At 70.8% G+C, this 21,805-nt stretch carries 17 protein-coding genes; 5 read left to right on the top strand and 12 right to left on the bottom strand.

The window, feature by feature from the left end; translation table 11 throughout:
• Nucleotides 1-76: 76 nt before the first annotated feature.
• Nucleotides 77-1,315, bottom strand: coding sequence for an adenosylhomocysteinase (locus tag ACQP1K_RS05865; RefSeq protein ID WP_433499844.1), 1,239 nt, complete (start codon nucleotides 1,313-1,315; stop codon nucleotides 77-79).
• 302 nt (nucleotides 1,316-1,617) lie between these two features.
• Entirely contained in the window at nucleotides 1,618-3,045 is a 1,428-nt protein-coding gene (gene ahcY, locus ACQP1K_RS05860) for an adenosylhomocysteinase (RefSeq protein WP_433499843.1), read from the bottom strand.
• 220 nt (nucleotides 3,046-3,265) lie between these two features.
• Here ahcY and ACQP1K_RS05855 point away from each other — a divergent pair, with 220 nt between their 5' ends.
• Nucleotides 3,266-3,598 (top strand): MerR family transcriptional regulator, encoded by a 333-nt coding sequence (locus tag ACQP1K_RS05855; RefSeq protein WP_433499842.1) that lies wholly within the window; start codon nucleotides 3,266-3,268, stop codon nucleotides 3,596-3,598.
• Nucleotides 3,599-3,610: 12 nt separating this feature from the next.
• Here the strand turns inward: ACQP1K_RS05855 and ACQP1K_RS05850 are convergent, their stop codons facing one another.
• The 5 genes from ACQP1K_RS05850 to ACQP1K_RS05830 all read right to left on the bottom strand — a co-directional run bounded on the left by ACQP1K_RS05850 (nucleotide 3,611) and on the right by ACQP1K_RS05830 (nucleotide 7,679).
• Nucleotides 3,611-4,528, bottom strand: a complete 918-nt coding sequence (locus ACQP1K_RS05850; RefSeq protein WP_433499841.1) for a cation diffusion facilitator family transporter — start codon at nucleotides 4,526-4,528, stop codon at nucleotides 3,611-3,613.
• A gap of 33 nt (nucleotides 4,529-4,561) precedes the next feature.
• Entirely contained in the window at nucleotides 4,562-5,719 is a 1,158-nt protein-coding gene (locus ACQP1K_RS05845; RefSeq protein WP_433499840.1) for an SIS domain-containing protein, read from the bottom strand.
• Nucleotides 5,716-5,889, bottom strand: a complete 174-nt coding sequence (locus tag ACQP1K_RS05840; protein ID WP_433499839.1) for a Trm112 family protein — start codon at nucleotides 5,887-5,889, stop codon at nucleotides 5,716-5,718. Before ACQP1K_RS05840 ends, ACQP1K_RS05845 begins: the two co-directional genes overlap by 4 nt.
• Before the next feature lie 4 nt (nucleotides 5,890-5,893).
• Nucleotides 5,894-7,249 carry a phosphomannomutase/phosphoglucomutase gene (locus tag ACQP1K_RS05835; RefSeq protein ID WP_433499838.1) on the bottom strand — a complete coding sequence of 452 codons (1,356 nt, stop codon included), beginning with the start codon at nucleotides 7,247-7,249 and terminating at the stop codon, nucleotides 5,894-5,896.
• A 64-nt stretch (nucleotides 7,250-7,313) separates the two neighbouring features.
• A complete protein-coding gene (locus ACQP1K_RS05830; RefSeq protein ID WP_433499837.1) occupies nucleotides 7,314-7,679 on the bottom strand; it encodes a DUF3499 domain-containing protein in 366 nt (121 codons plus the stop codon).
• A 111-nt stretch (nucleotides 7,680-7,790) separates the two neighbouring features.
• On the opposite strand from ACQP1K_RS05830, the gene ACQP1K_RS05825 reads away from it, so the two are divergent.
• A complete protein-coding gene (locus ACQP1K_RS05825) occupies nucleotides 7,791-8,258 on the top strand; it encodes a metallopeptidase family protein (RefSeq protein ID WP_433499836.1) in 468 nt (155 codons plus the stop codon).
• A gap of 521 nt (nucleotides 8,259-8,779) precedes the next feature.
• On the opposite strand, the gene ACQP1K_RS05820 is transcribed toward ACQP1K_RS05825, so the two are convergent.
• The 4 genes from ACQP1K_RS05820 to ACQP1K_RS05805 form a co-directional block, all read right to left on the bottom strand.
• Nucleotides 8,780-10,288: a DUF5719 family protein gene (locus ACQP1K_RS05820; protein WP_433499835.1), complete on the bottom strand. Its 1,509-nt coding sequence runs from the start codon at nucleotides 10,286-10,288 to the stop codon at nucleotides 8,780-8,782.
• Nucleotides 10,285-13,254, bottom strand: coding sequence for a glycosyltransferase (locus tag ACQP1K_RS05815; RefSeq protein ID WP_433499834.1), 2,970 nt, complete (start codon nucleotides 13,252-13,254; stop codon nucleotides 10,285-10,287). The genes ACQP1K_RS05820 and ACQP1K_RS05815 overlap by 4 nt, the downstream gene beginning before the upstream one ends.
• A 152-nt stretch (nucleotides 13,255-13,406) precedes the next feature.
• Nucleotides 13,407-13,649 (bottom strand): WhiB family transcriptional regulator, encoded by a 243-nt coding sequence (locus ACQP1K_RS05810; protein WP_200926223.1) that lies wholly within the window; start codon nucleotides 13,647-13,649, stop codon nucleotides 13,407-13,409.
• Nucleotides 13,650-13,855: 206 nt separating this feature from the next.
• Nucleotides 13,856-16,117, bottom strand: coding sequence for a hypothetical protein (locus tag ACQP1K_RS05805; RefSeq protein WP_433499833.1), 2,262 nt, complete (start codon nucleotides 16,115-16,117; stop codon nucleotides 13,856-13,858).
• A gap of 166 nt (nucleotides 16,118-16,283) precedes the next feature.
• Here ACQP1K_RS05805 and cofD point away from each other — a divergent pair, with 166 nt between their 5' ends.
• A complete protein-coding gene (gene cofD, locus ACQP1K_RS05800; RefSeq protein ID WP_433499832.1) occupies nucleotides 16,284-17,240 on the top strand; it encodes a 2-phospho-L-lactate transferase in 957 nt (318 codons plus the stop codon).
• Between the two features lie 125 nt (nucleotides 17,241-17,365).
• Nucleotides 17,366-18,691, top strand: a complete 1,326-nt coding sequence (locus tag ACQP1K_RS05795) for a coenzyme F420-0:L-glutamate ligase (RefSeq protein WP_433499831.1) — start codon at nucleotides 17,366-17,368, stop codon at nucleotides 18,689-18,691.
• 146 nt (nucleotides 18,692-18,837) lie between these two features.
• Here the strand turns inward: ACQP1K_RS05795 and ACQP1K_RS05790 are convergent, their stop codons facing one another.
• Nucleotides 18,838-21,426, bottom strand: a complete 2,589-nt coding sequence (locus tag ACQP1K_RS05790) for a bifunctional FO biosynthesis protein CofGH (protein ID WP_433501495.1) — start codon at nucleotides 21,424-21,426, stop codon at nucleotides 18,838-18,840.
• Between the two features lie 207 nt (nucleotides 21,427-21,633).
• Here ACQP1K_RS05790 and ACQP1K_RS05785 point away from each other — a divergent pair, with 207 nt between their 5' ends.
• On the top strand, nucleotides 21,634-21,798 hold the full coding sequence (locus ACQP1K_RS05785; protein ID WP_433499830.1) for a hypothetical protein: 165 nt from the start codon (nucleotides 21,634-21,636) through the stop codon (nucleotides 21,796-21,798).
• The last annotated feature ends 7 nt before the right edge of the window (nucleotides 21,799-21,805 follow it).

Below are 21,805 nucleotides of genomic sequence, written 5' to 3'. Positions count from 1 at the left end.
AGGTCGGCAGGGCCCGTCCGGCCGACTTCTGGACGGACCGGATGCCGCCGTTCCCGCCATGACGTCGACGGAGCCGCTACGAACCGAGGCGCCAGGAGTGGAGGTACTGCTCCTGGTCGTCGGTGAGGGTGTCGATCTCGACGTCGGCGGCCGCGAGCTTGAGCCGGGCCACCTCGGTGTCGATCTCGGCCGGCACATCGTAGACGCCCGGCGTCAGCCGTACGGACTCCTTCGCGAGCCAGGCGACGGCGAGCGCCTGGGCCGAGAACGACATGTCCATGACCGCGGCCGGGTGACCCTCCGCCGCTGTGAGGTTGACCAGGCGTCCCTCCGACAGCAGCAGCAGCCGCCTGCCGTCGGCCATGACGTACTCGTCGGTGTTCGGGCGGATGCCGAAACGCACGGCGGTCGCCGACTCCTCCAGTGCGCGTACGTCGATCTCGACGTCGAAATGGCCGGCGTTGGCCAGAATGGCGCCGTCCTTCATGACGGCCAGGTGTTCGCCGCGTATGACGTCCCGGTTGCCGGTGACGGTCACGAACACGTCGCCGATCTCGGCTGCCCGGTCCATCGGCCGGACATCGTACCCCTGCAGCATGGCGTCCAGCGCCTTCACCGGATCGATCTCGGTGACGATCACCCGGGCGCCCAGCCCCCTCGCCCGCTCGGCGACGCCCCGGCCGCAGAAGCCGAACCCGGCCACGACGACGGTGCGGCCGGCCATCAGGATGTTGGTCGCCCGCATGATGCCGTCGAGCGTCGACTGGCCGGTGCCGTACCGGTTGTCGAACATCCGCTTGGTGCGGGTGTCGTTGACCGCGACCACGGGGAATCGCAGGGCGTCCTCGGTGGCCATCTGGCGGAGCCGGATGACGCCGGTCGTGGTCTCCTCACAGCCGCCGCTCACCGCGTCGAGCAGCTCCATGCGCTCGGTGTGGAGGATGTTGACCAGGTCACACCCATCGTCGAGCACGATATTGGGGGAAATATCGAGCGTCTGGTGGATATGCCGGTAGTAGGTTGTCCTGTCCACTCCGGCCCGCGCGTGTACGGCCATGCCGTACGTCTCCAGGGCCGCGGCGACGTCGTCCTGGGTGGACAGCGGGTTGGAGGCGGCCAGCGCGATCTCGGCGCCGCCCGCCCGGAGCGTCCCCAGCAACACGGCGGTCTCGGCCGTGACGTGCAGGCAGGCGGCTATCCGCAGTCCCTCCAGCGGCCGCTCGCCGGCGAACCGCTCCCCCAGCGCGGTCAGCACCGGCATGGCCCTGGCGGCCCAGCCGATCCGGCGCTCCCCCGCCTCAGCGACATCGCCCACCGTCACCACCCCCACCTCCCCCCATGGCGTGATCTTGCGAATGCTCGCAGACTCCCTTGCCCACCTGCGGATTTCCCGTTCGTGATCTTGCAGAAACTCGCAGTCGGCCGCCGCCACCAGCGAGAACACCTTCCGTGATCTTGCAGTCCGACATTTCCGACTGCAAGATCACGGATCGGGCACACCCCGCATGACCGGCGGAAACTCTCTCGCGTGCGAGAAACTGCAAGATCACGAGAGGAATCGGGGCAGGTCATGACCCACACCTGCGAGAAACTACAAGATCACCACGGGTGGGTGGGTCAGTAACGGTAGTGGTCGGGCTTGTAGGGGCCCTCGACGTCGACGCCGATGTACTCGGCCTGCTTCTTGGACAGCGTGGTGAGCTTGACGCCGAGCGCGTCCAGGTGGAGCCGGGCGACCTTCTCGTCCAGGTGCTTGGGCAGCACGTACACACCGGTCGGGTAGTCGTCGGTCTTGGTGAACAGCTCGATCTGGGCGATCACCTGGTTGGTGAACGAGTTCGACATCACGAACGAGGGGTGACCGGTCGCACAGCCGAGGTTCATCAGACGGCCCTCGGCGAGCACGATGATCGAGCGGCCGTCGGCGAAGGTCCAGGTGTGCACCTGGGGCTTGACCTCCTCCTTCACGACGCCCGGGATGCGGGCGAGCCCCGCCATGTCGATCTCGTTGTCGAAGTGCCCGATGTTGGCGACGATCGCCTGGTGCTTCATCTTCGACATGTGGTCGGCGGTGATGATGCCGTAGTTCCCTGTCGCGGTGACGAAGATGTCCGCGGTGCCGACGACGTCGTCCAGGGTGGTCACCTGGAAGCCGTCCATGGCCGCCTGGAGCGCGCAGATGGGGTCGATCTCGGTCACGATCACCCGGGCGCCCTGGCCGCGCAGCGCGTCGGCGCAGCCCTTGCCCACGTCGCCGTAGCCGCACACCACCGCGACCTTGCCGCCGATCAGCACGTCGGTGGCCCGGTTGAGACCGTCGATCACCGAGTGGCGGCAGCCGTACTTGTTGTCGAACTTCGACTTGGTGACCGAGTCGTTGACGTTGATCGCCGGGAAGAGCAGCCGGCCTTCGCGGTGCATCTCGTAGAGCCGGTGGACGCCGGTGGTCGTCTCCTCGGTGACACCCTTGATCCCCTCAGCGATCTCGGTCCACCTCTTGTCGGGGCCGACGGTACGGCGCAGCGTGTCGAGGATGATCGCCCACTCCTCGGGGTCGTCCTCGCCCGCCGTCGGCACCACGCCCGTCTTCTCGAACTCGACGCCCTTGTGGACGAGCAGCGTGGCATCGCCGCCGTCGTCGAGGATCATGTTGGGGCCGGAGCCGTCCGGCCACTGCAGCGCCTGCTCGGTGCACCACCAGTACTCCTCGAGCGTCTCGCCCTTCCACGCGAAGACCGGTACGCCGGAGGGGTTCTCGGGCGTGCCGTCAGGCCCGACGACGACAGCGGCCGCCGCGTGGTCCTGGGTGGAGAAGATGTTGCAGCTCACCCAGCGGACGTCGGCGCCGAGCGCGACGAGCGTCTCGATCAGCACGGCCGTCTGGATCGTCATGTGCAGCGAGCCCATGATCTTGGCGCCCCTGAGCGGCTGCGAAGCGGCGAACTCCTTCCGGGTCGCCATGAGTCCCGGCATCTCGTGCTCTGCGAGGCGGATCTCCCTGCGGCCGAAGTCCGCGAGCGAAAGGTCGGCGACCTTGAAGTCCATGTGTGTCTTCCCTCCATTGTCCGTCGCAGCGAGTTTAGGTGGCGAGAACCATCGCATGCATCCGATCACGTGCAAATCTGACACCAGAATGTGAGATTTACCCATGTACGGCTCCCGCAACGGCCCGAAACCGTCTACCGTGGGCGGAAACGACCTACCCGACACCGGAACGGCACCGCTCCGGGGGACCGACAGCGCCTAAACCGGAGGTGGCGGCTCGATGCGGATCACGGAGGCCGCCAAGCGGCTCGGCATGTCTCCCCGGATGCTGCGCTACCGGGAGGCGCTCGGGCTGCTGCCGCCGATCCGCGACCGGGGCGCACACCGGCGGTTCGGCCCCGAGGAGCTGTCCGCCGTACGTCAGGCGATGGATCTGGAGCGCCGCTTCGACGTCTCCCCCGCCGAGCTGGCCTTCGCGCTGCGCGCGCTGACCGAGCCCGCCGTCGGCCAGGCCGTACGGGACCTGGGCGTGCGGATCGGCCGGATCCCGGCGCCGCGCCGGGCGCTCGACTTCGAGAAGGAGAAGGCCCTGCGCCTCCTCCGCGGCTCCTGACGCGCCTCCCCGTCAGACCTGTACGCGGTAAAGATCGGGTTCGAGGTAGATGACCCTGGCGATCGGTACGGCTTCGCGGATGCGCCTCTCGGCCTCGTCGATCCCCCGGGCCACCTCGACCGCCGTCTCGTCGTGGCGCACCGCGATCTTGGCCGCGACCAGGAGCTCCTCCGGCCCCAGATGCAGCGTGCGCAGGTGGATGACCTTGTCGACCTCCGGGGCCTCCTCCACGGCCGCGCGAATGCGTTCCTCGATCTCGGGCGCGGCGCTCTCACCGATCAGGAGCGACTTGGTCTCCACGGCCAGGACGATCGCGATGATCGCGAGCAGGGCGCCGATGGCGAGGGTGCCGATGCCGTCCCACACGCCGTCGCCGGTGACCACCGCCATCGTCACGCCGAACAGCGCGAAGACGAGGCCGAGCAGCGCGCCCAGGTCCTCCAGCAGCACGACCGGCAGCTCGGGGGCCTTGGCCCGGCGGACGAACGACACCCAGGAGTTGTCGCCCTTGTGGTGCCGCGACTCCTTGATCGCGGTGCGGAACGAGAATCCCTCGGCCACGATCGCGAAGATCAGCACGCCGAAGGCCCACTGCGGCGACTCCACCGGATGAGGGTCGGAGATCTTGTGCCAGCCCTCGTAAAGCGAGAACAGCGCGCCGATCGTGAACAGCACCACGGCCACCACGAAGGCGTAGAAATAACGCTCACGTCCATAGCCGAACGGATGCTCGCGGGTGCGCTGCCGCATCGCGCGCTTGCCCCCGAGGATCAGCAGCGCCTGGTTGCCCGAGTCGGCCACCGAGTGCACCGACTCGGCGAGCATCGACGACGATCCGGTGAAGACGAACGCGACGAACTTCGCCACCGCGATCGCCAGATTCGCGGTCAGCGCCGCGATGATCGCCTTTGTACCGCCACCCGCACTCACGTGAAACTCCTCACACTTCGGCCACGGGAGATCTTATGGGGAAACCCGGGCCTGGAGTTCCGTTACGGCTGGTACGACGGCGGGATCGACGCCGTACCCCAGGGCGAGGTAGACGCTGCCGTAGTCGCCCAATCCGATCAGCGTGGCGAGGCGCTCCAGCGGATGCACGCCCTCGGCGAGAATCTCCGACACCGGCACGCCGCGGTCCTCTGCGAGCCGTACGGACAGCGTCCGGCACTTGACGACCTGCGGATGCTCCTCGGCGTCGCGCAGCAGGAAGACCCGCAGCCGGCCACCGGATCCGCCCGGCCCGTCGGCGAACGGATCGTGGAAGACGTCCCGCCCGGCCAGCGGACCGTCGAGGACGGCGAGCTGGTCGTGACCCGCGTCGGGCATCTCACCCCACACAGCGGGATATTTCGCGTTCTCGCTGAGCTGACAGGCGAGCCGGTGGGCGGCGACCCGGGCGAGCGGCGAGGTGCCCCAGATCATCGGGACGCTGTCGGCCAGCTCCAGCGCCAGCGTCTTGCCGGGATTGATGAACGAATCGCTCGACGGCCGGCATCGGTGGGCGATGTCCTCCAGCCGTCCGGCCACGGACTCGAACACGTCCTCGCCCGCCTCCACCAGGCCCAGCGAGGCGGCGGCGACGAGCAGCGGGACCGCCAGCTCCCACAGTGCCGTGCGCGAAGGGCCCGGCGCCCCGGAGACCGGCACGTACGGCCCGCCGGCCCGCACGACGAGATCCCGGAGCGGTGTCCCCACCGGGCCGACCCCGAGCATCCGGCAGCCGCGCCGTACGGCCTCGGCCGCCAGCCCGAGCGTCTCCTGGGTGTGACCGGAGCGCGAGACGGCGGCGACCAGGTCGGCGGCGCCCACCCAGCCCGGCAGGCGATAACCGCGTACGGTCACGACAGGCAGCGGCGCACCGTTTCCGCAGACGGCCTCGAGCACCTCCCCGGCGAGCCCGGAGACGCCCATTCCGGCCACCACGATCGCCCGTGGCCGACCGTCGGCCGCCACCCGTCCGGCCTCCGCCTCCCGGGCCGAGCGGTACGCCATGCGGACCTGGGCGGCCGACGACGCGACAGCCCTGAGCATGCCGGCGGGGTCGCCCTCCACGAGGCACGTCTGGTCGTCGAGCCGATCAGGCTCGAAACTCCGGCCCGGCGCCCCTCCGGCGCGGCTCATGCCTTGCGGGCCTCGTCGACGAGGAGGACCGGGATGTCGTCGCGCACCGGGTAGATCAGGCCGCATGCGTCCGAGGTGCACGCCAGTTCGTCCGCCTCGGTGTCCGCGCGGAGCGGCGCCTTGCACGCCGGGCAGGCCAGGATGTCCAGCAGCCAGTCGTCGATCTTCAAGTCGTCAGCTCCTCACAACGGCGAGCGCCTCGTCGCGCACGGCCGCCATCGTCTTCTCGTCCGCCGCCTCGGCGTTGAGCCGCAGCAGCGGCTCGGTGTTGGACGGCCGCAGGTTGAACCACCAGTCGGGACCGCTGACGGTGAGCCCGTCGAGTTCGTCGAGGGTGACCCCCTCGCGCCCGGCGAAGCTTTCACGCACCCTGGCCAGGGCGGCGGCCTGGTCGGCGACCCTGCTGTTGATCTCTCCGGAGGAGGCGTACCGCGAGTAGCGCGACAGGACCTCCGACAGCGGCCGGTCCTGTTCGCCCAGCGCGGCGAGCACGTGGAGGGCCGCCAGCATGCCGGAGTCGGCGAACCAGAAGTCGCGGAAGTAGTAGTGGGCGGAATGCTCGCCGCCGAACACCGCCCCCGTCCTGGCCATCTCCGCCTTGATGAACGAATGCCCGACCCGGGTGCGGACCGGGACGCCGCCATGCTCTCTGACGATCTCCGGCACACCCTGCGACGTGATCAGGTTATGGATGATCGTGGCCCCCGGGTGCTTGGCCAGTTCGCGTACCGCGACGAGAGCGGTGACGGTGGAGGGCGAGACCGACTCGCCCCGCTCGTCGATCACCCAGCACCGGTCGGCGTCGCCGTCGAATGCGATGCCGATGTCGGCGCCCCGGTCGACGACCGTTTTCTGCAGGTCGCGGAGGTTCTCCGGCTCGATCGGGTTGGCCTCGTGGTTGGGGAAGCTGCCGTCGAGTTCGAAGTAGAGCGGGGTCAGCTCGATCGGCAGGCCGTTGAAGACCTCGGGGACCGTGTACCCCCCCATGCCGTTGCCCGCGTCGACCACGACCTTGAGCGGGCGGATCCCCGACAGGTCGACCAGCGTCTTGAGGTGGGCCGCGTAACCGCTGAGGAGATTCCGCTCGGTCACCGTACCCGTGCCGGCCGTACCGGCGGCGCCGTCGGCGAGCAGCTCGGCCGCCCGGTCGCGGATCTCGATCAGGCCGGTGTCCGTACCGATCGGCACGGCTCCGGCGCGGCACATCTTCATGCCGTTGTACTGGGCGGGGTTGTGGCTCGCCGTGAACATGACGCCGGGCAGATTCAGGCTGCCGCTGGCGTAGTAGAGCATGTCGGTCGAGCCCAGGCCGGCGTTGACCACGCCCGCACCGCGGGAGGTCGCACCTCGGGCGAAGGCGGCTGCGAGCGGACCGGAGGAGGTCCGCATGTCGTGCGCCATCACCACCGACTCGGCGCCGGTCACCTCCACGAAAGCGGCCCCTACCGCCTGTGTGATCTCCTCGTTGAGCTCGTCCGGCACCACGCCGCGCACGTCGTACGCCTTGAAGATCTTGGTGAGGTCGGCCACCGCATAGCCCCTAAAAGTCGTGACGTCTTCGCTCCCGAGCCTATAGCGCGGTCATGACCCGAGGTCACCGCTCCCGGTTCGGCTGTGCCGACTTCAGCACCCGCAGGTGCCCCCGGCGGCCCACCTCGATCGCCTGACCGACGGGCTCCCCCGCTACCGGAGCTGGACGTGCGGCCTCGCGTACCGCGTTGGCGAGCGCCTCCAGATCGTCACCGCTCGGCGACACGGCCTCCGACGGAAGCCGTACGACCTCCCACCCCCGCGGGGCGGTGAGCCGCTCCGCATGCTCCGCGCACAGGTCGTAACAGTGAGGCTCTACGTAAGTCGCCAGCGGACCGAGGACGGCGGTGGAGTCGGCGTAGACGTACGTGAGTGTGAAGACGGCAGGCTGCCTGCAGGCGGTACGGGAACAGCTGCGGACGGGGCTCACGGTGGGACCGTATCCGGTCCGCGTTCACATTGCCACCACCCCCGCACTCTTATCGAGCGTGTCGCCACAATCCATGCAAAAGATCCACCCCGCACGGCCTAAGCTGACTGCGTGAGCGAGCGGAGCGAGCCCAGGCCAGAGCCCGGGCGGCGGGTGCGGCGGCGCGACCGGCATGGCCGCGGCCTGCGCGGGCCGATCGCCCCCTCGCACGTGCCCATCGCGAAGTCGCGCGGTGAGCGTTTCGACGACCTCGTGCTCGACGCGGTGGACCGGCTCAGGCCCCGGTGGGGCACCCAGCTCGCGTCGGTGGAGTTCGCCGTGGAGGAGGTCCCTCCGGCGAACGAGCTGATCGACGGGCCGACCCGGCTCTCGTCCGACCCCATCCCGCTCGGACGGGCAGAGTCCCCCTCCGGGCAGGACCCGGCCGCGGTGATCGTCTACCGTCGTCCGCTCGAGGCCAGGGCCCGTGACCGCGATCAACTCGGCACGCTCGTCTTCGACGTCGTCGTCGAGCAGGTGGCCAGCCTCCTCGGTCTCGCCCCGGAGACCATCGACCCCGGCTACGACGACCGTCACTGATCATTTCTCCACGGGATTCCGGCCCCGCCGCCGGCAGAGATCTCACCACGATTTCCCGGCCGTACGGTCCACGACCCCAAAATCACGCAATAAGCCACCACATGTCCCGCCCCCCCAAACGAAGATCCAAAGATCCATAGACCCAAGGCCCAAGACCCGAACCCAAAGAACCTCAAGACCCGAAGAACCTCAAAACCCATGTGGTGATCTTGCAGTTACTCGCAGCGATAGCCGACGACCTGCCGAAACCTCTCTCGTGATCTTGCAGAAATTCCGCGATAACCACCCTCATCAGCTGATTCACCATTCATGATCTTGCAGTGCAAGATCATGAATAGCATTTCTCCAGCTCAGGCGGAATCCGTGCAAGAAACTGCAAGATCACGAAAGGCTGGAGCGCACATCAACGGGCCTTCCTGCGAGTATTTGCAAGATCACGGCGGGGGGGTTTGGGGGGTGGTTTCGGGGGGTGGTGGAATGCTGGGGAATTCGGGGAATGGTGGATTCTGGAATGGCGGATTTCAGGGGAGGACGGCGCCGGGGGAATCGACCGTGGGCGGAACGAGCGCCCAGATACGCGCGAGCGCGAGCGGCTGCGCGGTGATCAGCAGCCCGTCGCCGGTCGGCTCGTCGAGCACGCGACCGCCGTACACCGGGCCGGAGCCGTCCTGCGGCTGCACGACGACGGCGAAGGCGGAACCGGCCCCCGCGGCCGGCCGGAGCTTGATCTCCCTGGTCCGGCCGGCCGGCACCGGCACGTCCATCGGCTCGGGTGCCGTCCCCTTCGTGGGCAGGATCCGGATCCGTACGGCTCCCGCCGCGAACGGGGCCGACAGCACGAGGCGCGAGGTCTGCTTGCGTGAGGTCCGGCCGTCGGCCACCACGCTGCCGAGATCGATCGGCTGCGCTCCTGCGGTGAAGGCGACATCCAGGGACGAACCAGTCCCGGTCATGACCATCCCGGCGACGATCGGCACATCCGAGGTCAACACCAGGGCCGCGGGCTGCCCGCCGACGCCGGTCGTCAGGTCCATCGTGGCCGTGGACCCGGCGGGCACATCCACGTCCTCCTTGTTCTTCAGGGCATAGAAGCCGTCCTTGAGCACGGCCTTCACCTGGACGACGGTGTCCTCCTCGCCGGGGGCCGCGACGTACAGCTCGCGGCGGCCCGCCGTGCCGGGGATGCCGGGGACGACCACCGTGGTCGCCGGCGCGGCCGCGGCCGGCAGCCAGTCGACGCCCTTCCCCTCGCCGAAGGAGACCTTGACGGCGGCGGCCACGCGTCCGTTGCCCGTGCTCACCCGCAGCGCCATCACCAGGGGCGAGGGTGCGACGTCGCGCAGGTCGATCACCTGATGCTCGCCCGGCTGGAGGATCACCCCGCTCCCCCGCTCGCTCAGCACCGGGCCCTCACCCGAATAGATCATGAGGGACACGTCGGCGGGCGCGGCGTCGGCGTTGGCGAGATGGAGCCGCACGTCCGCCCCGGCCGGGCCGGGACCGACGAACCAGGTCTCCGCGCCGGGCTCGACGCAGCGGACACCCGCGAGCCCGCGCTGGGTTCCGGAGGTCTCGCGGGCGGTCTGCGCGCTCTCCAGGCCGGGAGCCATCGAACCGGTGGCCGCCACCAGGATGGGCGCACCGCCGGTGGGCATCTCTCGCTGCCACAGCACGCCCGGCGTGTCGATCACCGCCTCGGGCTTCCGGGACTCCCCGTCCCTATGCTTCTTGTCGGCTTTGCCCTTCTTACCGTCCCCGCCCGCCCCGGGTGCCCGTACCTGTGTGAGCACGGCGCTGCCGGCCCCCTCACCACCGGTCCCCTCGTCGCCGGGCGGGGTCACCACGCTCATCCGGCTGCCGCCGGGGGCCGGGCACACCAGGGAGACCGCTTCGACCGGGGCCTTCACCGCCTGCGGCCGGGGCTGCACCACAGGGGCCGGCCGGCCGACGTAGGCGGCGCCGTACAGCGCGGCCAGCGCGACCAGCACCAGGGCGAGCAGGCCGAAGCGGTTCTCGATCACGGCTTTCATGCGCCCACCCTGTTCGCCTTCGCCCTGTCCTCGGTCGCCCTGTCCTCCCCGGTCCCGGCGGTCTTGGCGCGGCGGCCGGCCCTGCGCCGGCCTCCGGCGGGCTCCTCCTCCATCGGCGCGTCGGCTTCGCCGTACTCCTCCTCCCTGGTCCTACGGCCCGGCGAGGCGAGAATGAGCACGAGCGCGAGCAGCGCGCCCTGGCTCCACAGCCAGGCCCGGCGCCGGCCGTCTTCACCGGCCGGACGTGCGGGCACGGTGACCGGCTGAGCCATCCGCCACAGCCCGCCCACCTGCGACAGGCTCATCCGCACCAGGGCGGGCTCGGAGTCCAGCGCACGCTGCAGTGCCGGGTCGATGGGAGCCTGCACGGTGACGAACCGGACCCCGAATGACGCGAGCGTCTGGATGTAGGCGCCGCCCCGGCCGGAGGCGAGCCCGGCCACGGCTTCGGTCAACCGCCGCCGCTGCTCGTCCGGCGGCTCCAGATCGGCCTCGCCGATCAGCGGGGCTCTGCCGCGCAGGACCGCGTAGGCGATCCGCCCGTCCCTGTGCCGCAGCAGCAGCGTGCTCTCGCCGTCCGCCGACCCGAGGGCGGCCAGGGCGGGAATCGGATCGGGCACGTCGCGCCGCAACGGCCCGTCGGCACCGGTCTTCACCCACAGCGACGCGGCCGCGATCGGGGTCGCGAAGGCGACGACCGCGATGAGCAGCGCGCCCAGGCGGTGCAGCCCACCGGCCGCGCGGAACTCCTTGATCCGATAGGCGGGGTGCGCGGCGGCCAGCAGCAGGCCGGTGGCGGCCAGCGCCATCGGCACGCCGGGCCAGACCGGGACTCCGTCGACCACGACGCGGCTGGTGACGATGGCCACGAGCACGCCGAAGAGCATGACCCCCCAGCCGATCACCACGACCATCTGGTCGCGGCGCAGCAGCAGCGCGGCCAGGGCGACGGCGACCAGACCTGCGGTCACCCAGAACGGGGGCACGCCCGGGCCGCCCGGGCTCAGCATGAGCAGCGACTCGGCGGGCAGACGGGGGTCGGCCAGGGCGGGGTCGCGCAGGCCGACCTCCAGCAGGATGCGGCCCGGCTCCCGTATGAGCTCGGCCAGCCAGGGGAACAGCAGGAGGACGGGGGTGCCGAGACCGATCGCCAGCGACGTCCGCATGCCACGTCGGATGCCGCCGAAGGACACGGCGGCGAACGCGCCCAGCACCGCGACCAGGATGTAGACGAGCGGGACGAATGCCGTTCCGACCGCGAGGAGCAGGCCGAATCCCCAGGCCGCACGGCGAGATCCGGCGACCACCCGGGTGCCGAGCGCCGCGTACGCCGGGAGCAGCACGAAGACGATCGCCGTACCGAGCCGCCCGCTCGCGATGGCACCGGTCGCGACCGGCAGCAGCGCGTAGGTGGCCGCCAGCCAGACCCTGGCCGGCGTGTACGGAATCATCCTCTTGGTGGCGGCATACGCGGAGAGCCCGGCGAGCGGCACGCAGCCCAGCAGGAGCACGGCGACCGCGAGCCAGGTCTTGCCGAAAGCGACGGTGGACAGCGCCGCGAGCACCGCGACGTACGGCGGGGCCCAGGCGGCGGAGTCCGGCCCGGCCGCGTGGATCCCCTCCACGTACAACCGCCACAGATCCGCCGCACCACCGGTGACCGGCGTCAGGGCGCCGCCCCCGAGCAGATCTCCGCCGCCCGGGCCGCCCACGAGAAGCGGCCACTCGGCCGCCAGCGTGACCACGGTGAGCGCGATGCAGAGCAGCACCCCGGGGTTGCTGAACACCCGCTGGAGCACGCCCGCGTCGGCGAGCAGCTCCTCTCCCTCCTCGTGCGCGGTCTCACCTGCCCCGAGTCCCGCGTGATGGCGGCCCGATGAGTCGACGGGGCCCGCACCGGCCAGGAAGCCCTGCAGCATGTCGGCCAGCCGCCGGACGGCCGCCCCCGGCGGCGTGAACAGGCGCCGGACCGCCGGGTACCCCTGCTTCCTGCCCTTCCTGCGAGCCTTGCGCGCCCGGTAGAGCCGCAGCGGATGACGGAAGATCGAGCCGAGCGCGACCACCTCGTCCAGGGCGTTGGCGGGCTGCTTGGCCACCAGGAACAGCAGCGTCCGCACGAGCGATTCGCACACGTTGCGCGCGACCGAGCCCAGCAGCGCCCACAGCGGCAGGTTCGCCATGATGACGAACAGCGCGTTGCGCCGATCGAGCCGGCGGGGGTGCTCGTCGCTGGTCGCGATGCGCCTGCGGCGCCGGGCGGACGCCTCCGCGTGCCAGGCGACGGCGTCGGTCACGTTGAGGACGCGATGCCCGGCCGTCCTGGCCCGCCAGCACAGGTCCAGATCGTCACGGAAGAGCGGAAGATCCGGGTCGAGCCCGGATAACTCCTCCCACACGTCGCGCCGGATCAGCATGCCGGCCGTGGAGACCGACAGCACGTCCCGCACGCCGTGCGCGCCATCGTGCTGGCCCTGGTCGTACTCCCTCGGCTCCAGACCCGTGTCGCGCCGTCCCGACCTGCTGACCGTCACGCCGATCTCCAGCAGCACCCGCCGGTCGAGCCAGTCGCGGAGCTTGGGACCGAGGACGGCCGCCTTGGGGTCCAGGTCGGCGGCGGCGAGCAGCGCCCTGAGCGCGTTCGCGTCGGGCGCGCAGTCGTCGTGGAGCAGCCACAGCCACTCCCGCACCTGCCCCTGCTCGTGCCCCGCCCGCGTCTGGCCGGGCGCGGGCGGCAGGCGCCGCAGCACCTCGTGTACGGCCTCGCCGAAGCCGGTCGACCTCGAAAGGGTCAGTACGCTGCCGCTGCCGAACGCCTCGACCAGAATCCGCCCGCTGCCGTCGCGACTGCCGTTGTCGACGCCGACGACGCGGTCAAGGGGCCGGGTCTGGCGCAGCACCGCCGCCAGCGTCTCCTTGAGCCATCGGGCGCCGTCGTGAGCGACGACGATCGCGGTGACCGAATGCACGTCAAATCCTTGGGGGGGTCATTTCGGCTGAGCGCCGACCACGATACGGCACCCAGGACCCACCCGATCACATGCGCGGAAAACCGGCGGCGAACCGGACCCGCCCGCCCGGCGGAAGCACCCGGCATCCGGGGCCCGCGAGGACAGCCCGTTCAGCCCGCCTGACGCTTGAGTCTGCGGCGTTCACGCTCCGACAGCCCGCCCCAGATGCCGAACCGTTCATCATGCTCGAGCGCGTACTCCAGGCACTCGGCCCGCACCTCACACGAACGGCACACCTTCTTGGCTTCCCGAGTGCTGCCGCCCTTCTCGGGAAAGAACGCCTCCGGGTCGGTCTGCGCGCACAAGGCGCGTTCCTGCCAACCGAGATCTTCACCATCGAGCGCCTGTGCCATGACCAGATCGGTCAATGCACACCTCCCTGTCGCTCGCCCGCCCACATGGAGCCCCCCATAAAACGCCTCCCCTGTACCCACCCGCGAGAAGGCGTAACAACATGTCTGTAATTACACGCACGTAGCGCGTGTGGCGTCAAGCGGCATAACGATACCCGGGGAAAGACCCGCTTGCCCCGGTTCATCCGTAGCGCTCTTCGGCCTAGTCAGCGATCGGAACCATACCAAGGGAGGTTGGGGTCGGTTCCACGCCCTGACTGATCGCTGCCGGATCCTTCCTCATACTTTGCCTGGGACCGCTCGGGGGCGTAGATCGCGGTCGGGTCTATGGGCTCCTCTCGCCTGCCCGGATTCATGACCGGGCCGGGGCCGCTCAGCTGATCTCCCGGGTAGGCGGCCGGGTCGAACCGCACGGTCTGGTCGGCGGAGTCGCCGCCGGAGGCCGGGTAGGCGGGGCGCTCGGACGACTGCGGGTGGCCGAGCGGGCTGTCGTAGAAGTCCTGATAGTCCTGCGACGTGTTCAACGGCCCGGTCGGGCCGCTGGAATAGTCGGCCGGCCTGGCCTGCTGCTGGTAGTTCTGCGCCTGCTGGTACGCCTGCGCGAGCTGCTGCTCGCGCGGGTCGGTCGCGTTCTCGTACGTCGGCCCGTCGCCGAACGACGAGTCGAAGGACGGGGCGGCGGGTGGCTGCTCGGCGGCCTGGTGGGCGAACTGCGGGCCGGAGTAGCCGCCGAACGGCGTGCCGCCCTGCTGGCCGTACTGCGGGGTCTGATCGTAGGGAGCCGCCGGGGAGGACGACGATCCGTACGCGGGGTCGGGATAGGAGCCCTGGCCGAAGCCGGCCTCGACGCCGGACTGCTGCTGGCCGGCGTAGCCGTACTGGTCGAACACCGGGCCCTGCGGGGGCGAGGGATAGCCGCCGGACGGCTGTCCCTGCTGCTGCGGGGCCTGATGCAGTGGGGAGTGGTGCTGCCCGCTCTGCAACTGCTGGGGCTGGTGCTGTCCGCTCTGATGCTGCGGCGGCTCGCCGGGTCCGCCCTGGTTCGGCGTGGTGGGGGGAGACGTCGCGCCGTACTGGTCGGAATAGTCGGGATAGTGCGCCCCGGTCTGGAACGGCTGGTGCCCCTGCGCCGGGGCGGGCGCCGCGGGCAGGTGGTTGTGCTCCGCCGTCGGCCACGACTGCTGCTGGGGCTGGTGCTGTGGCTGGGCGGGCTGCCCGTACGGCTCCGCCGGCCTGTCCTGGCCGGGCGCGCCGTTCTGCGGGTACGCGGCGTTCTGGGCGTAGGGGTCGGCGTAGGGATCCTGGGAGTGGTCCTGGCCGAAGGCCCCCCGAGCGTGGTCCTGTCCCGCGTACGGAGTCCCGTACTGGTCGTGGGCGTACTGCGGCTGTTCCGCCGGCGACGGGGGCGGCGGCAACTGCGGGTAGGAAGCGGCCGCGGGCGCCGTCTGCCCCTGGTCCTGGCCCGGCCCCTGCTCCGGCTGACCGCGACCGTGCCGGCCCTGGCCCTGACCCTGCTGACCGTGGTCCTGCTGCTGGCCGTGGTCCTGCTGATTGGGGGCCTGCTGATTGGGGGCCTGCTGGTTGGGGACGGGCCCAGGCTGGCCGTACTGGCCCTGCCGGCCCTGGCCGGCGCCGGGCGCGTCGCCGTACTGCCCGGGCTGGCCGTACTGATCCGGGTGGCCGGGCGCGGGCGGGACGGCCCCGGACTGCGCGGACTGCGCGGACTGCGCGGACTGCGCGGACTGCGCGGACTGCGCGGACTGCGCGGGCTGGCCCTGCTGCGCGGACTGTACGGACTGCGCGGGCACGCCCTGGCCGGGGCCGGGGCCGGGGACGTAGCCGCCCTCGTCGTGCCCGCCCTGGGGAAGCCCGGTCTGGGGTAGCCCGCCCTGCTGCTGTCCGCCCTGCTGCTGTCCGCCCTGGGGAAGGCCTGGAGCGTACGGCTGCCCCTGGGCCGCGTAGCCGTCGTTGTGCGGTCCGCCGTAGAAGTTCTGTCCCGGCCGGTCGTACGGCGCGGCGGAGGCGGCGCCGGGCTGAAGGTTCGCGGCGGACCTGATCGCGAAGACGATCCCCAGCGCGGCGAGCGCGATCATGGGAAGACCGCTGATCAGATACTCGAATGTGTCGCGGAAGGTCAGTCCGTCGCCGAACAGCACGCCGAGCACGCCGACGAGGCTGAACAGGACGCCCAGGCCGAGCGTCCCGGCCGAGCCGAGCGCGACCAGGCGGGCACGCGGGGTCGGCGCGCCCAACTTGGTCACGAGCAGCACCGCGCCCGCGGCGAGGCCGGTGAGCACCGGGGACACGAGGACCGACAGGGCGACGGCGGCCCGGACCCCGAAGGGCGAGGCGTACGCCCCCGAGCTGATCAGCATCCGTGCGATGCCGACGAGGGTGCTCGTGACCAGCACCGCGAGCATGATCAAAGCGGCCGGCTCGCGCAGCCGTCCGGTATCGGCCTTGAGCATGGGGACCCCCATCGGTCAAAACGACGCTCGGGGAAGTTTTGCACATGGCCGACATTGGTGTTGGCACTCACAAAAACCTCGTAAGCGGCGATGGCCTACCATTTACCCCCATCATCCCATGTCAGGGGTGGTCGTTCACCCGCGGCTCGATGGAAGACTGAGAGACATGCGAATCGCGTCCCTCGCCGGAGGAATCGGCGGCGCCCGCTTCCTCCGCGGCCTCAAGGCGGCGGCCCCCGACGCCGAGATCACTGTGATCGGCAACACCGGAGACGACATCACGCTCTTCGGCCTGCGTGTCTGCCCCGACCTCGACACCGTCATGTACACCCTGGGCGGCGGCATCGACGAGGAGCAGGGCTGGGGGCGCTCAGGCGAGACCTTCGCCGTCAAGGAGGAGCTGGCCGCCTACGAGATGGAGCCCCAGTGGTTCGGCCTGGGCGACCGCGACCTCGCGACCCACATCGTGCGCACCCAGATGCTGGCGGCCGGCTATCCGCTCTCCCAGGTGACCGAGGCGCTGTGCGTGCGCTGGCGGCCGGGCGTACGTCTGCTGCCGATGTCCGACGACCGGACCGAGACCCACGTGGTCGTCTCCGACGACGGCGGCAGGCGTGCGATCCACTTCCAGGAGTGGTGGGTGCGGCTGCGGGCATCCGTACCGGCCGAGCAGATCGCGCTCGTGGGCGCCGAGGAGGCGCGTCCCGCTCCCGGCGTCCTGGAGGCCATCCGCGACGCCGATTTCGTGATTTTTCCGCCATCGAACCCGGTTGTCAGCATCGGTGCGATCCTCCAGATCCCCGGCATCCGGGCGGCGCTGGAGGAGAAGACCGTCGTCGGCGTCTCCCCGATCATCGGCGGCGCGCCGGTCCGCGGCATGGCCGACGCCTGTCTGACCGCGATCGGCGTCCAGACCACCGCCCAGGCCGTCCTCGAGTTGTACGGCTCACGCCTGATCGACGGGTGGCTCGTGGCCGAGCAGGACAAGGGCGCCCACCTCGACGGGGTGACCGTCGAGGCCCGGCCGCTGCTCATGGACTCCCCCGAGGCCACCAGGGAACTCGCCGCCGCCGCCCTCGACCTCGCCGGCCGCCTCACCGCCACCCCCCACCCCCTCGCGTGATCTTGCAGTTTCTCGCAGCCGACCGCCTCCACCAGGGGCGACACCGTTCGTGATCTTGCACTTTCTCGCAGCCGTCCACCCTCACCAGGGACGACATCGTCCGTGATCTTGCATTGAGGAAACCCGTGACCACCATCGCCATCACCGGGGTGCCCGGACTGCCCGAGGTACGGCCCGGCGACGACATCGCCGAGCTCGTCGCGCGAGCCGTACCCGCCCTGACCGACGGCCTGACCGACGGCGACATCCTCGTCATAACCTCCAAAATCGTCAGCAAGGCCGAGGGCCGGATCCGCCAGACCCGTACAACACAGAGCCGTACGGACCAGGGCGACGGTCGTGCCGCCGCGATCGAAGCGGAGACGGTCCGGGTGGTCGCCCGGCGCGGCGACACCGTGATCGCGCAGACGCGGCACGGTTTCGTCATGGCGGCGGCCGGGGTCGACGCCTCCAACACCTCCCCCGGCACGGTCCTGCTGCTGCCCGTGGATCCGGACGAGTCCGCCCGGCGGATCCGCAGCGGGCTGCACGAGCGCCTGGGGATCAGGGTCGGCGTGATCGTCTCCGACACGTTCGGCCGTCCGTGGCGGCACGGCCTGACCGACGTGGCGATCGGCGCGGCGGGGGTCCGGCCGCTCGACGACTTCCGCGGCAGGTCCGACGCCTACGGCAACGAGCTGTCGGCGACCGTCACCGCGCTCATCGACGAGCTGGCGGCCGCCGCCGAGCTGGTCAAGGGCAAGCTCTCCGGCGTGCCGGTGGCCGTCGTACGCGGCCTGCCCGGCCTGGTCACGGCCGACGACGGCCCCGGCGCCCGCGCGCTGGTGCGGCCCGCCGACATGGACATGTTCCGGTACGGCTCGGCCGATGTGGTCCACGCCCGCCGCACGATCCGCGAGTTCACCGGCGAGGCCGTCGATCCGGAGGCCGTACGACGGGCGGTGGCCGCGGCCGTGACCGCCCCGGCCCCGCACCACACCACGCCGTGGCGGTTCGTCCTCCTGGAGACCCCGCAGTCGCGTACGGCACTGCTCGACGCGATGCGGGACGCCTGGATCGAGGACCTGCGGTCGGACGGCTTCTCCGAGGAGTCGATCGCCCGCCGGATCAGGCGGGGCGACGTGCTGCGCGACGCCCCCTACCTGGCGGTCCCCTGCCTGGTGACGGACGGCTCGCACACCTATCGCGACGAGCGCAGGAACGCGGCCGAGCGGGAGATGTTCGTGGTCGCCATGGGAGCGGGGGTGGAGAACTTCCTCGTCCAGCTCGCCGTCGAGGGGCTGGGCTCGGCCTGGGTGTCGTCCACGATGTTCTGCCGCGACGTGGTGCGCGAGGTGCTCGGCCTGCCGGACGACTGGGACCCGATGGGCGCCGTGGCGATCGGCCATGCGGCGGCACCGCCACGGGACCGGCCGCGCCGCGATCCCGCCGACTTCATCGTGACCCGCTGAGACCGCGCGCCGAGTCCGTGCCCTGTCGTGATTGCGGATGAATCCCCGCGGCGAACAGGGCCGGCCGGAATCGACCTCGACGTCGACGCCGGTCGAAGGCCGCGGGCCGTCTGCGCGGCGATGACCTCAAGGTCGATGAGCCGCCCTCATCTGTCGATCAGACGCAGCGGGGTGCGTACGCTGCGGCAGACCCCGCCGCTGCGCTCGGCCGCGGCCAGACGCTCGGGGTCCGGCGTGCCGTACGACGTGGTCCGCTGGCGCAGCGGCCGGCCGGTCGGCGCGACCATGGCGGCGATGTCGCCGATGGTCTTGTAGGACCCGTTCTCCGACCCGGCCATCCGGCTGATCGTCTCCTCCATCAGCGTGCCGCCGAGGTCGTTGACCCCGCCGGAGAGCACGGCACGGCACAGGTCGTCCTGGAGCTTCACCCACGAGCACTGGATGTTCGCGATCGCGCCGTGCAGCATGATCCGGGCGAGCGCGTGCACGGCCCGGTTCTCGCGGGGCGTCGGGCCCGGCCGGGCGATTCCGGCCAGGTAGATGGGCGCGCTGTGGTGGACGAACGGCAGCAGCACGAACTCGCTGAAGCCGCCCGTCTCCTCCTGGATCGTCCTGATCAGCCGGATGTGCCGTACCCAGTGCTCATGCGTGTCCACGTGGCCGTACATCATCGTCGAGGTCGTCGGGATGCCCAGGCGGTGCGCCGTGGTGATCACTTCGATCCACTCGGCGGTCGGGAGCTTGCCCTTGGTGAGCACCCAGCGGACGTCGTCGTCGAGGATCTCGGCGGCCGTCCCCGGCAGCGAGTCGAGCCCGGCCTCCCTGGCGGCACGCAGCCAGTCCTCGATCGACATGTTCGTCCGGCTCGCGCCGTTGATGACCTCCATCGGGGAGAACGCGTGGACGTGAATGTCCGGGCAGCGTTCCTTGACCGCCCGCGCGATGTCGAAGTAGGCGGTGCCCGGCAGATCCGGGTGGATACCGCCCTGCATGCACACCTCGGTGGCCCCGGCCTCCCATGCCTCCGCCGCCCGGTCGGCCACCTCGGAAAGCGACAGCGTGTAGGCGTCGGCGTCGGCCCGCCGCTGCGCGAACGCGCAGAACCGGCAGCCGGTGTAGCAGACGTTGGTGAAGTTGATGTTCCGGTTCACGATGTAGGTGACGTCGTCGCCCACCGCCTCGCGGCGCAGCCCGTCGGCGATCCGGCACAGCTCGTCCAGCCCCGCGTCGTCGGCCCCCGCGCCGTTCTGGTCGCCCGCGAGCCCCAGCAGCGCCACCGCCTGTTCGTCGGTCAGCCGGGCCGGGTCGCTCTCCGCGCGCCGCAGCGCCTCCCGCACCACTCCGCCGGCCGCGCCGGTAGGGCCGCTCCCGCCCCCGCTCGGCAGGCGGTCGCGCAGCGCGGCCCAGTCGCCGTACACGCTGTCGAAGTCGTCGCGGCGGTCGGCCGTACGCCCCTCGGCGTCGATGGCGACATGCAGATCGGCCCGGCCGCTGGTGCGCAGCCCGGTGGAGAATCCGCCGTCCGGCTCCTGCCAGGGGCGGCCGACCGGTATCGCGTCCTCCCTGGCGAGGCCGGTACGCGGGTCGGCCAGCGCGGCCACGTGCTCGCGCAGCCGGGGGTCCAGCCAGGGCTCCCCGGCCAGCACGTACTCCGGATAGATCGTCAGCCGCTCCCTCAGCTCGAACCCCGCCTGTGCCGTACGGCCGGCCAGTTCGTCGATCTGCGGCCACGGCCGCTCGGGGTTGACGTGGTCGGGCGTGAGCGGGGAGACGCCGCCCCAGTCGTCGATGCCGGCGCGGACCATCAGGGCGTACTCGTCGCCGATCAGGTTGGGCGGGGCCTGGACCCGCGCCCTCGGCCCGAGCACGAGCCGCGTCACCGCGATCGTCGCGGCCAGGTCGTGCAGGTCGGCGTCGGGCATGCCGCGCATCGCGGTGTCGGGCTTGGCGCGGAAGTTCTGGACGATGACCTCCTGGACGCCGCCGTACTCCCTGGCCACCCGGCGGATCGCGAAGATGGAATCGGCCCGCTCCGCGATGGTCTCGCCGATGCCGATCAGGATGCCGGTCGTGAACGGCACGCTGGACCGTCCCGCGTCCTCGAGCACGCGCAGCCGTACGGCCGGGTCCTTGTCGGGCGAGCCGTGGTGCGCCTGGCCCTTCTCGCTGAACAGCCGCTCCGACGTGGTCTCCAGCATCATGCCCATCGACGGCGCGACCGGCTTGAGCCGCTGCAGGTCGCGCCAGGTCATCACGCCGGGGTTGAGATGCGGCAGCAGCCCGGTCTCCTCCAGGACGCGGATCGCCATCGCGCGCACGTAGGACAGCGTGTCGTCGTAGCCGTGCGCGTCCAGCCACTCCCGCGCCTGGTGCCAGCGGTCCTCGGGCCGGTCGCCGAGCGTGAACAGGGCCTCCTTGCAGCCCATCTCCGCCCCCCGCCGGGCGATCTCCAGCACCTCGTCGGGGGAGAGGAACGCGCTGGGCAGTCGGTGCGGTGCCGTCGCGAACGTGCAGTAGCCGCAGCGGTCGCGGCAGAGCCGGGTCAGGGGGATGAACACCTTGCGGCTATAGGTGATCACGCCCGGGCGTCCGGCCGCGACGAGTCCCGCGTCCCTGACCCGCGAGGCGTGTTCGAGCAGAGTTTCCAAGTCGTTCCCGCGCGCCTGCAGCAGGATCGCGGCTTCGGCCGTGTCCAGTGTCTTGCCGTCCCGCGCCCGCGCGAGCGCCCGCCGCATCGCGGCCTCCGTGGGGATCACAACTTCGTTACGCACACGATGAACAGTACGAAACTTTGAAGGGCACGGCTGGGGCGGGTCCATCCGAGATGAGTATTTCTTCAGCAGTGCTTAACGAAATCGGAAAGAAGATTTCACTGGACGTGAACAGTCGCGGCTGAGCACACTCGAATGGTCACCCTCCGCACGCACTTCACGGGAGATCCGATGTCCTGGGCCATGCTCGTGTTCATCGCCGCCGTCGCCCTGCTCGCCCCGTTCTTCGGCGCCGACACCCGTGACGGCCGCGACTGGAAACCGGAGGATCCCCAGGGTCCGGCGCCCCCGAACACTCCGAACGCGGAGACCTCGCCCCCGCGCTCCCCGACGTGATCCCGCG

Origin of the sequence: Sphaerimonospora sp. CA-214678, from assembly GCF_050942215.1 — a bacterium.
Taxonomy (GTDB): domain Bacteria; phylum Actinomycetota; class Actinomycetes; order Streptosporangiales; family Streptosporangiaceae; genus Sphaerimonospora.
The sequence above is the reverse complement of the archived record's forward strand: the minus strand, read 5'-3'. Positions and strand labels throughout refer to the sequence as shown.